Origin of the sequence: Agathobaculum desmolans ATCC 43058 (assembly GCF_000701665.1) — a bacterium.
Classification (GTDB): Bacteria; Bacillota; Clostridia; order Oscillospirales; family Butyricicoccaceae; genus Agathobaculum; species Agathobaculum desmolans.
This window is the reverse complement of sequence record NZ_JNJN01000028.1, coordinates 26,476-37,320: the sequence shown is the minus strand read 5'-3', so window position 1 is coordinate 37,320 and position 10,845 is coordinate 26,476. Positions and strand designations below refer to the sequence as shown.

The 10,845-nt window shown below is 52.5% G+C and carries 7 protein-coding genes; 3 read left to right on the top strand and 4 right to left on the bottom strand.

Going from position 1 to position 10,845, the window contains the following annotated elements; genetic code table 11:
• A partial coding sequence (locus T363_RS16270; RefSeq protein WP_031475075.1) for a hypothetical protein occupies positions 1–1,863 on the top strand: 1,863 nt, incomplete at its 5' end.
• Between the two features lie 68 nt (positions 1,864–1,931).
• On the opposite strand, the gene T363_RS14545 is transcribed toward T363_RS16270, so the two are convergent.
• On the bottom strand, positions 1,932–2,666 hold the full coding sequence (locus T363_RS14545; protein WP_034972033.1) for a hypothetical protein: 735 nt from the start codon (positions 2,664–2,666) through the stop codon (positions 1,932–1,934).
• A gap of 316 nt (positions 2,667–2,982) precedes the next feature.
• Here T363_RS14545 and T363_RS0108440 point away from each other — a divergent pair, with 316 nt between their 5' ends.
• Positions 2,983–3,738, top strand: coding sequence for a hypothetical protein (locus T363_RS0108440; protein ID WP_031475074.1), 756 nt, complete (start codon positions 2,983–2,985; stop codon positions 3,736–3,738).
• A 61-nt stretch (positions 3,739–3,799) separates the two neighbouring features.
• On the opposite strand, the gene T363_RS0108435 is transcribed toward T363_RS0108440, so the two are convergent.
• The gene (locus T363_RS0108435) at positions 3,800–6,373 is read right to left on the bottom strand and encodes an S-layer homology domain-containing protein (protein ID WP_031475073.1); all 2,574 of its coding nucleotides are present in this window, start codon (positions 6,371–6,373) and stop codon (positions 3,800–3,802) included.
• Between the two features lie 195 nt (positions 6,374–6,568).
• On the opposite strand from T363_RS0108435, the gene T363_RS0108430 reads away from it, so the two are divergent.
• Positions 6,569–6,757, top strand: a complete 189-nt coding sequence (locus tag T363_RS0108430; protein ID WP_031475072.1) for a hypothetical protein — start codon at positions 6,569–6,571, stop codon at positions 6,755–6,757.
• Here T363_RS0108430 and T363_RS0108425 read toward each other — a convergent pair.
• Together T363_RS0108425 and T363_RS0108420 are read right to left on the bottom strand one after the other, a co-directional pair.
• Complete coding sequence (locus tag T363_RS0108425) at positions 6,754–9,507, bottom strand: O-antigen ligase family protein (protein WP_031475071.1); 2,754 nt, start codon at positions 9,505–9,507, stop codon at positions 6,754–6,756. The genes T363_RS0108430 and T363_RS0108425 overlap by 4 nt on opposite strands.
• Before the next feature lie 79 nt (positions 9,508–9,586).
• A complete protein-coding gene (locus tag T363_RS0108420) occupies positions 9,587–10,714 on the bottom strand; it encodes a glycosyltransferase family 4 protein (protein WP_031475070.1) in 1,128 nt (375 codons plus the stop codon).
• Between the last annotated feature and the right edge of the window lie 131 nt (positions 10,715–10,845).

Sequence of the window (10,845 nt, the reverse complement as noted above, 5' to 3'; positions counted from 1 at the left end):
TTCAAGGTAACTACCGCTTCTGGTGAGACCTACACCAAGTTGGCTACCGATTGCTCCAATCTGATCGGCCAGAAGGTCAAGATCATGATTAAGGACAACAAGACCGACCAGGTTTATGGCATCTATGCCGATGATGATTCTAAGGTTATCGCTTCTGGTATCGTAGGTGATCTGGAGAAGGTCAGCTCCGATGACAAGAAGGTTAAGCTGGCTGGTACGGAGTACAAGCTGGACAGCAAGACCGATGAGATGGAAATTTACAAGTTTAACGGTGATACCAAGGCAGTTAAGCTGATGAGTGGCTATACTGCCAACAAGAAAGATGCGCTGGCAGCCAATGTTGCAGCCAACACGATCAAGATGATCGACAACGATGGCAACGGCAAAATCGATAATATCATCGAAACCCCGCGTGAGGTTTACGAGGTAACTTATGTAGGCACCTCCAACTTCTCGCTGCAGGGCAAGGGCACCATCAAGTTTGATGACTGCGCCTCTGTTTACAAGGGCATTGCCAAGGATGACTATGCGATTTATGTTGACGGCAAGTACACCGTTTCTGGTGATCACGAAGTAGCTAAGGCTGAAGTTATCTCTGCAGAAGTAAACGGTACCAAGGGTAATGCAAAGGGTGACTATCAGGTTCGCATTGATGGCAAATGGTACTACCTGACTGCTGATATGGATCAGCTCGAGAGCGGTACTTCTTACGACTTTACGGTTGTTGATGGCGTTGTGTTCAATGCTGATGAGACCGAGGCTTCCTCTAAGGATGTTCTGGCAATCGTTGATGTGGACGAAAGCCTGAACGGCAGCTTTAGTGCTTCTGCAAGCACGCAGGATGTCAAGGCTGTATTCATGGATGGCAGCGAGAAGACCATTACTGTTGAGAAGCTGAACAAGAACAATGACGGCAAGGACGCTGCCGATGTAAATGGTAGCAACAAGCTGCAGGGTGCTACAGTTTCGACGACTGGCGACATTACTGCGTATGGCGACATCGGCAAGCTCTTCACCTACACGGTAAAGAGCAACGGCAACTACGAGCTGACTCTGCTTGGCAGCAAGAATGCAGCTGGTTATAAGAACTTTGGCAATGCTAACGAGATTGCTTCTAACAACCGTATTAATAACAAGCCGATTGATGATGATGCAGTTGTATTCGTAATCTACGGCAACGATCTGGATGTTAAGGTTATCTCTGGCAAGACCGTTAACGATTGGGATAAGGCTTACAACGGTACTGTTCAGTATGCTACCAAGGAAGTTAACGGCATCGATTATGTCAAGGTAGCTGCTATCACTGCTGCAAAGAAGTACACCGGCATGGGTTCTGATTACCAGTACGGTTATCTGACGGCTACTCCGTATACTTCTTCCAAAAATCCGGATGGTTCGACCGACAAGTGCACCGCATTTGACATTTGGAACGGCACGGAAGCTGTGACTGTTTACACCGACGGTGTTTACAGTGGCAAGGCTCTTAATACTGGTGATGTGCTGATCTACACCCACGACGGCAAGTATATCTCTGTTGAAAACCTCGAGAGCGATCTTTCTGTAAAGGTTGAGAAGGCTGCTGTTTACGGCTTTGATTACAAGGCTGAGGGCAACATTGTCTTCACTGCTACGGGCAAGACCGCTGATGCTGCAACTTATAAGCTGGATGAAGATTGCGTATTCCTTGCTGTAAACGACGATGATCATGTTGGCGTTGGCAATGATATGAACCAGCTTATCAAGGCTCAGCCGGATAAGAGCGGCGATTATGTGAAGAACGCTGTTGTAATCTACAACGATGATACCGACCACAAGGTTGTTGCAGTTATCTTTGATGTTGAGAATAACGAATGGTTGTCTTAAGTAAGACTGCAGCATAGCTTTGCTTTCAATGGTCAAAATCCCCCGAACTTCGGTTCGGGGGATTCTTTTTATATCACAGCAACATAATTATACCGCCGTCCGCTAAAGTTTGTTCCAACACGATCATATGTACCGCCAACACACACTTGAAAACCATTGGAAACAATTTCAACACCGTATGGTGAACTGTAGTTGGAGTGGATAACCGGTGAACTTGAAACTGCAAGCCCGCCCATCAGCGTTGCCCCGCTGGTGGTATACATTTCGCCAGAGTTTGTTACAACAAGAACCGCTTTGGGTGTCTTGCCAAGATCAATCGTTCGGCTCGCTGTGCCATCCCCATCATAATAGCCGCAAATTACCTCTGCTTTTGATGCGATCTGCGCAGTATGTGTATTGATCTGATTTTGCAGATTGCTGTCTGCCCCTGCGCGGGTACCGGCTTCGCTTTTCGCTGCATTTTCGATTGCGGTAAACCGGTCGCGCACGTCCTGTGCAAGCTTATCTCCGGTCACGCTCCCGGATGGGATGTTTCCCATCACCGCAGCGTCGAGCTGCTGCTGCACGTTTTCTACTGCTGTCTGCACCGTGTCCGCTGGGACACCCGCCGTGCGGGAAAATCCCAGTGCGGACGCGGCGGTTTTGGCGGTCAATGCGTCGCACAGGCCGTTGTGCGACTGCCGCAGTTCCTCCGGACTGCTGTCGAAGTATTCCTTCAGCTCATGCGGCTGCATGTTGGGCTGGTCGGGCAGATCGATGATTTTTTTGCTGAATGTGCTGAGTTTTTGCGGTTCGAATGACATGAAAAATCCTCCTTCGTGTTGTGTGGATTCTCTCGCGCGTGCGCGTTCCTCTGACCACGCGGATGCGCGCGTGCGGGAGGCTGTTCCGGTTTGCCGAAAACAAACTGGTTTGGGAACGCCTATAAGAATAGCTGAAAACGAAAAAACCGCAAGAGCAAGTATTTGCTCTTGCGGTTTGCGCAAAATCGGCTATTATTACAGGCACCCGGGGAGAAATGACATGAAAACCAACGGGGTCTGACCAGCCCTACGCGCGCCCACGTGCGCTGTCCAATGACCGCGCGCGAGGGGCGCACCGACCAAAGGAGGAATGATTATGGGTTTTGCCGAAAACAAACAGCAGGAATTTACCAAGAAGATCCGAGATCTGCCCGACCAGCCCAACATACAGCCGCATGAGCTCAAGGAATACTTCGACAGCAGTCCGGAGGAGCTGCGGCAGTCGCACAACGGCCTGTGTGACGCATTGACCGCCAAAACCGCCGCGACCGCACTGGGATTTTCCCGCACGGCAGGCGTCCCGGCGGACACGGTGCAGACAGCAGTAGAAAACGTGCAGCAGCAGCTCAACGCTGCGGTGATGGGAAACATCCCATCCGGGAGCGTGACCGGAGATAAACTCGCACAGGATGTGCGCGATCGGTTGACGGCGATCGAAAGCGCGGCAGCAGCGGAAACCAGCACCCGTGCAGGGGCAGACCGATCAGAAGCAGAAACACGCGCCAACGCAGATGTGAACCTGCAAAATCAGATCAACACGCTCAGTGCAGCGAAATGTGAAGCATATATTGGAACCTATATGGGTGACGATCAAGAAAGCCAATTTGTGCATTTGGGTTTTACTCCGAAAGCAGTTCTGGTTTTCAATAACAGCGGTCAAACCTGCACGGGATATAACTATTATTACTACACCGGCGGATTAGCCGTTACCGGGCATCCCGTGATGGGGTCGCAGGAAAAATACGCTATTGAAATTACTGAAAATGGGTTTCGGGTATTTTATCATTACGTCAATAACCGTGATTACACCATTACCAACAGCGGATTGCATCATTTCATCGCATTCAGATAACGCCAAAAAACCCCGAGGAGATTCCTCGGGGTTCTCTGTTCTGCTTAACTAATTTTCAGGATTAGTCAAACAGGGAAGCCTTGATCTCGTTGGTAATGTCGATTACCAGAACGTCGATGGTCTTGCCATCCTTAGAATAGTAAGCAACGTTCTTTTTGTAACCGATTACCTTGTCAGTGCCCTTTTCAAAGATCTCTTGCGCGGTCAGCGGCTCGAACTCCGCAACGCCGGTCTTATCATCGGTATTAATGAACAGCACCATGGTGTCGTCCTTATCGATCTTGTAAGTATTCAGCGTAGTGGTAGTGCCAAGCTTGATGTCGCCATCAAAGCCCTTGCCGTCCCAAGCCTTAGCAGCCAGAGCATCGGCGGTCAGCTTATCCTTGCCGTAAACGGTGCAGTCAGCATAGCCATCGCTGTCGAGGGTGTACTCAACAACAGTGCCTTCTGCGTATGCGTTGGCAGCAGAGTGCTTCACCTTCAGCGTGGTCGCATCGGTGCCATTGAACACATTGTATTCTACGTACTCGTTGTGATCCTCATCCTTGGCATTGTTTTCAATACCGAAGATGTAAGCATAGGACTTATCGGAACCAGACGGGTTCTTATCAGTCTCAATGAAGCCAACCTTAACATTCTCATAACCGTTCTTCATGTCGGTCAGGATCATGTGACCCTTCAGAAGGTTCTTGTCGCTCCACTTCTTCATGTCAGCGCCGGTAACAACCTTGTAGTCGTCATCGCCGTACTTCAGGAAGATCGCAGCAGAGTCATCAATCGTAGCGACGAGCTTGCCGTTCTCATTAAGCAGCTTGCCGTCATCAACCTTGCTCTTATCAGCAACGTTGGTAACCTTGTCATAGCCAGCCTGATTGGAAGAAGTAACAACCTTGTCCAGCTCATACTTGCTGCCAGACTGGTCGTAAGTTACGAGGAACGGAACGCCAGTAACCTTATCCGTCGCCACACCCTCCAGAATATCAGACTTGAACTTACTATTTTCCTTGTCGTCGTCTACGTCAACAACCTTGCGGGTGCCGTCAGCAAACAGCAGGTCCGCCTGCCACTTCGCACCAACGCCGGAGTTCTTGGCAGCCTCGATCATCAGGGCTACGTCGTTGGAGCCAGCCTTTACGTCGTCAACAAATGCAACATAGCCGTTCTTCAGAACAACAGAAACCTCATTGCTCAGCTTGATATCATCGTTCTTATCCAGCGCAGACTTGTACCAGGTGCCGTCAATGCGGATCTCATCGCCGCTGTCGCGGGTGGACTCGATCTTGCCCTCAACCATATCGGCCTTAACAGCATCCAACTTTTCGTTTACCATGCTGTTGGTGATGATGATGTAGTCATCCTTCTTCAGGTCGGAGATATCGGAGTTGCAGGAATCCTTATCCAGCTTAGCATAGTTGGAGAAGTTGCCTACCTTGTCGCCGCCCTTGTAAACAACGTTTACATAGTCCTTGCCAACGTAGGAAACCTTGCCAACCATAAAGGTGGTAACGTCAAAACGCTCAACCTTGTCGTCATCGTTCAGCACGACCTTGGCATCAGCAGCCTTAAGAGCACCCTTTGCATTCTGGACATAGTCAACAACGGTCTTCTTAACTGCGGTATCAGCGTCGTTCTCGTAAACACCAGCAGTGGACAGTACGGAGTACTTCTCGCCGTCATACTTAATCTTGGCGCCATCAACATCGTAGTCACCTACAACGCCGTTCAGAACAGAGCTGTCGTCGGTAGCGAATACGCCGTAAACCTTGTCAGACTCCTTGAACAGAACCTTAACAACGCGGTTCTTCAGCGCGGAGTAGTCCTTGGCAACCTTGGTGAAGGAATCAACGTACTTGCCGTTCACCATGTCGGAATCTTCCTTGTTGGCAGCGGACATATCCAGATTCAGCTTGTAGGTATCCTTGCCGGACTCCTTAACAGTGCCTTCCAGCGTGCCGACAGAGGTCTTCAGACCCATGTACTTTTCGCCGATGGTCTTGTTGTCCTTGTCCTGATAGTTGGTGTTGGTGTAAGCACCATCACGGAACACAACAGTCGGAGCAAAGATTGCATTGTAGATCAGCTGAGCAGCGTACTGACGCGGGCAAGCTGCGGTGAAGGAAGTGTTTACATCCTCGAGCAGGCCGTTCTCGTCAGCCAGAGCGTTGGTCTTGGAAGCCCAGGTAGCGCCCTCAAGGCCAGCCTTCTGTGCATCGTAACCGAGGGTTACAAGCAGCATCTTGGCAGCTTCCTGCGCGGTTACCTTACCGTTCGGATCGAACTTGGTAACGGACTTGCCGGAGATGATGCCCAGGGACTGGCAGTACTTGATGTAGCCGCGGCCCCAGTGTTCACCGATATCGGTGAACGAGCTCTTGTCATCGTTGTACGCAGAAGCGTCAGAGTTGCCAGTGCGCAGAACGTAGATCATCTTCGCCATTTCCGCACGGCTTACAGTGCCTTCGGGCTTGAACGAGCCATCTGCATAGCCGTCGATTACGCCCAGGGCAACCAGAGTATCCACGGTATCGGCATTAACGTTAAAGTCAGCCTCATCCGTGAATGCCGCACCGGCGAACATCGTGAACGCGCAGGCGAACGCGAGCACCAGTGCGAGAACCTTTTTGAGATTCTTCATTGGGGTTTTCCTCCTTAAAATTTTTTGGGATTTCTCCCGTTTTCGATGATTATAATACCACACCGGCTCGGATGGGTCAAGTCGGGCGGGGAATCGGTAATAATAATGTAATATTGCATCCTGCGCCTGAGAGGTATATACAATAAGGTACACAATCCTAATGCCGGCCTGATTCTGCAATCGGTGACCAATGTATTGGAACAGTTATTGATCTGCTGCAATCCAGCGATGATAAGCTCTTTGTGTAACAAAGGCGTTGCGCATATTGCTGCTTTGGATACGCCGGCTTCTGTTTACAAACAGAAATCCGCAGAGAACCGCTTTCATGCGATTCTCTGCGGATTTTTCATGCCGTTCTTTTTCCCGGCAGTGCAGCCTGCTTAAACCCTCATATAGGAGACACGCTCGACCGTTGTACCGGCTTTCACGTGCAGGGTGATCGTGCTATCATCGCCGCCGCCCCATTCCTCATACGGCTGGGTGCTGCCGGCGGCATCCAGCGCCGCCGCTGCGCCGTTGATATCCACAGCGATGCCGCCGGGCTGATCCGCCTGCACCGAAAGCACATAATCGCCTTCATTCTTTACGGTAATATCCAGTACAAGCGTGCAGTCGGTCTGCGCGGTGAAGGCGCCGCCGCCGTTCCAGATAACCTCCCCCGCTGTTACCGCAGCGTAATCCGGCATACCGTTTCCATCCACATCGGGCGCAGTTGCCGTATCCAATGCCAGATCGGAAAACGTGGTCAGTGCCTTTGTCGTATCATACGGTGCCAGCGCCGCCACCGCCAACAGCTTATTGAGAAAAACATTGTTCTGCGGCGTCAGCAGCACATCATCCAGTTGTGCCGCATTCACTTCGCACAGCTTTTCATAGCCCGCTGTCATCCGTTTCACATAGGTATCCTCCATCAGCAGCTGCGCCGCACTGAGCTGACCGACCGGATCGATCATCCCCTCGTACAGGTCAAACATCTGCTGCCAGACAGCCTTATCCGCGCGCATATAGTCTGCGCCCTTGTCCAGCGTGCGCAGCGCCTGATCGATCTGTCCGCTGCCGGCATAGTACTGCGCCAGCGGGATGGTGATTGAGTTGGATTCCTCCTTGGACAGCGCAGCCGCATAACGGTCTGCTACACCCGGCTCGTTGCCGCCGGAAATCAGATAGGACAGCTTATAGTCGTTCTTTTCAAACAGGTCGATCGACGCGCAGTTTTTCAGATCATCCATCGACAGGTCATCGCCATAGAAAATGCTCTGCGCCACCAGATTCAATCCAATCAGCACCACAAACACGGAAGAAACCGTAGCCACCGGCCAGCGCACCGCACCGCCCTTGCTCTTCTGCGACACCGAAAGCCGCAGGCAGTCGCCGCAATACAGCGTTACCAGCGCCAGCACCGCAAAAAACATGGACATACACGCACCAACCGACCAGATCACGTCGGTTATCGCCTGCCCGAACATTTGCAGCACGCAGGCCGCCAGCAGCATCACGATCAGCGGCTTTTCCTTCCGGCTCTTGACCAGCGCCCATACTGCTGTTCCCAGCAGCGACAGAAACGCCAGCAGGCCAAGCACACCCAGATCACACAGCATCTCCACATAGTGGTTATGTGCATACTTGGTTTCGTAATAGTAATCCTGCACCGAAACAACGCCGTTTTCAAAGCCGCCCAGACCACGCCCGAATACCGGCGCCGTTTTCCACAGCTTTATAGCGTCCTGACGGTATACGCCGCGCTGCACCACGTTGCCGTTGGCCGCAAGGTCTTGGATTCGATCCGCAACGAACGAGGGCAGCAGCTTATAGCCCAGCTTGATGCTGCCCGTTTCTGCACCGGCGTAATCCGCCTGATGCAGCGTCACGCCCGGCTGCGCACAGGAGAAGTAGAAGAACACCAGCTCGCTGTCCTCCGGCACTGTAAAGGTCACCGCTGCATCCGATGTGCCGTTTGCCAGATCGGTCTCATTGTTCTGGATCAGGTTGTTGGTATTCTTATAGGCGACCCGCACGCCGACCGGGGCATCCGCCTGCATTTGCAGCGTGTATTCCCCTGCCGGCAGGTCTGCCGTGCGGCGGAAATCCCCCTCCGTGCCAAACGTATACGCGCCGGTCACCTGAAGCGCCGCGATCACATAAACTGCACCGATCACTACCAGCCCCGCCGCAATGCCGATCAGCAGTTTGCCCTTGCCGGTCAGCACGGACGTAAGCTTTTCCCGCGCGAAGATCTCCAAGGCACACGCGGCGGCACAGCCCGCAGCCAACATCAGCAGTGGCAGCGGCGAGCCGGTCACCGTATCACCGAAGCCCTTGACCGATACCGCACCCACCACGAGTGCAACAACCGCCGTCTGGAGCAGCAGCAGGAACAGGCCGATCCGTCCCTCCTTCGGGCTGAGCGCCAGCATCAGCAGGCACGCCACCACAAATACACCGAGCGATCCCATGGAAAAGGCCAGCAGATAGGAAACCGTATTGATCATCAGCAGGATGCTGTATCCGATTTTCTGTTTGCGGCTCTCTGCGGTGAACACCAGCCAGATCGACAGCAGCACCGCAATCGACATCAGGCCGGCATAGGTATTGGGGTTGCCCACAATCGTATGCAGACGGGAGTAGAAATACGATCCGGTGTCTCCATAACCTCTGCCGATCAGCTCCATCAGGACGCGGAACGGACGCATCAGAAGGTTGCAGGATGCCGCATCAATCGACAGTAAGCCCACCGGCGCAGCCGCCCCCGCCAAAACCGCCGCCGTCCGCCGGAAGGACAGCTTTCCTTCTTTAGAAAACAGCACAATCGCCGTAAATACGCTGAATGCCGCCAGCATATTGGAAAACTCTGCAATCGCAAACTTACCTGACCGTGCATACAGGGTGGATATGCCTGCAAGCAGCATATAGGCAAACAATGCAAAGGCCGGCGGTGTGAGCAGGCGCTTGACCCGCTGCTTGTCCGCAAACAGCATCATTGCCAGAACGGCTGCCGCGCCGACCAAGCCAAGCACCTTTTGCGTGATATACGTGCCGTTATTGCTGAAGCACGTAATCAGAAATACAAGCAACGCGGCTCCGGTATACAGCCACCACCTTGTAGGTGGTGCCGATGTAACTGCTTTTGACTTCATGATGATAACCTCCCCGGCATTCCGTTCCGAACACCTGCTATACCTTATTATATATTATTATATATTTAACAGACCCACATCAAGCGTGCCCATGCAGCGCTGTTTGATATATCCCGGTCAATGTCGGATATACCGTTTCCAAACCGTATGGCTGCGCCGCCCGATATGCCGCCACCGCCATCAACTGGCGCGTTTGCTCATCCAGCAAGCGCTCTACCGCCTTCACAAAAGCCGGTATGTCATCATACGGATACAGTATACCGTTCTGCCCTCCGCTTACCAAATCCTGATGTCCCTTAATGTCACTGAGTACGACAGGTAAGCCGCACGCCATCGCCTCCATCACGTTAAACGGCAGTCCTTCAATTCGGCTGGCTGATACACACAGGTCAGCTGCGGCATAATAATCTTCCACGTTCCGCACAAACCCCGGAAAGCGAACCCGTCCGCTTACCCCAAGCTCTTTCGCCAGCATTTTGCACGGCTCCAGCAGCGCGCCCTCGCCGGGCAGCAGCAGTATAACAGAATCCGGCAAATCCTGCATCGCCCGGATCAGCATTTTCTGATTCTTCCGCTCTGAAAATTCCGCCGCGTACACCAGCACAAGCTCATCCGGCTGCACCCGCATACTATCACGTGCCATCTGGCGCATCTCCCGCGTTGTGGGCTGGAACCGCGCCAGATCCACCCCCATTCCACGGGTAAACACGATATTTTCCCCCAACCTGTATCGATTGGCAATTTCCCGATCCTGCTGATTCATAACCAGCAGCCAGTCTGTTACCGGCGCTGTCAGCCGCTCCGCCCCCAACAGCAGCATCCGTTTAAGGCGCGTGCTGTCCCGGTCGAACAGATAACCGTGCGATGTATTCATCACAGTCGGACGTTTTCTGCACGGCAGCAGCAGTGCCAACCTTGCGAAAAATGCCGCCAGCGAAGTATGCAGGCTGATCAGATCGTATCCTTCCCGCTGTACCAATTGACGCAAACGCCAAGCCGCAGCCAAGTTACGCTGTGAGTACATACTTTTCTCAAACGGCAGCGAAATATAGCGCACCACACCTTGCAGCTCCCGCCTATCACCACCTGCCGCCGCATGCACCGTACATCCCTGCTCTGCAAACCACTTCATATACGGCTGATGAAATGCGGCCAGATGTCCAAACGATGATGCTACATACAATATTTTTTTCTGTCCGTCTGCCATTTCTCCACCCATCATTAAAAAAACGCGCAGGCGGCACTTCCGCCCGCACATCCTGTGTTTTGATACATTATCTCTGCTTGACCGCAGCACATCTATTGGAATATTACCCCATACCGCACTTTTTGTCAAGC